The organism is Paenibacillus sp. 598K (assembly GCF_003851045.1).
Classification (GTDB): domain Bacteria; phylum Bacillota; class Bacilli; order Paenibacillales; family Paenibacillaceae; genus Paenibacillus_D.
The window spans coordinates 16,051-16,587 of record NZ_BFBX01000047.1 but is presented as its reverse complement, the minus strand read 5'-3'; the positions used below and the strand labels follow the sequence as shown (position 1 = coordinate 16,587).

The 537-nt window shown below is 60.1% G+C and carries 1 protein-coding gene; it reads right to left on the bottom strand.

The annotated features are described in order from the left end of the window. Positions 1 to 537: histidine kinase dimerization/phospho-acceptor domain-containing protein (locus PA598K_RS15225; RefSeq protein WP_305779914.1), on the bottom strand; the 537-nt coding region annotated here is incomplete at both ends.

The window sequence follows — 537 nt, the reverse complement described above, 5'->3', positions numbered from 1 at the left end:
GGCCGCCGCTGCCGACCGCCTGGAGCAGCTCGGGACGGTCGGTAGAGATGGCCTCCTGCAGCAGCTCGCGATGCGCCTGAGGCAGGACGGCATGGCAACTGGCGATACGGAAGAGGATGCTGTTCCGGTCCTGATCCGGCTCGATCCGCAGGAGGATCGAGCCTTCTTCGGCGTAGGCGGATACCTGGAACAAGAGGAGGCGCAGCAGTTGATTGAGCCGGAACATGTCCGTCATGATAGCCTCGGGTGTTTCCGGAGCGTGCTCGAGCACGATTTGCAGTCCTTTTTTGTGGGTGACAAGCTCCTGATGCTGATAGGCTACCAGTTGTCCGAGATCCTGCGGCGAGACGAGCTCGCTGACCGGCTCCATTTTGCCCGCCTCCAGCTTGGACAGATCGAGGATGTCCTCGATGATTCGCAGGAGCTCTGTCCCTGCTTCATGGATTTGGGTCGCTGCCTTGGCATTTTTGGCGCACTCCTCTTCCTCGGCGTCCTTGATCAATTCCGACATGAGCAGGATGCTGTTGAGCGGCGTCT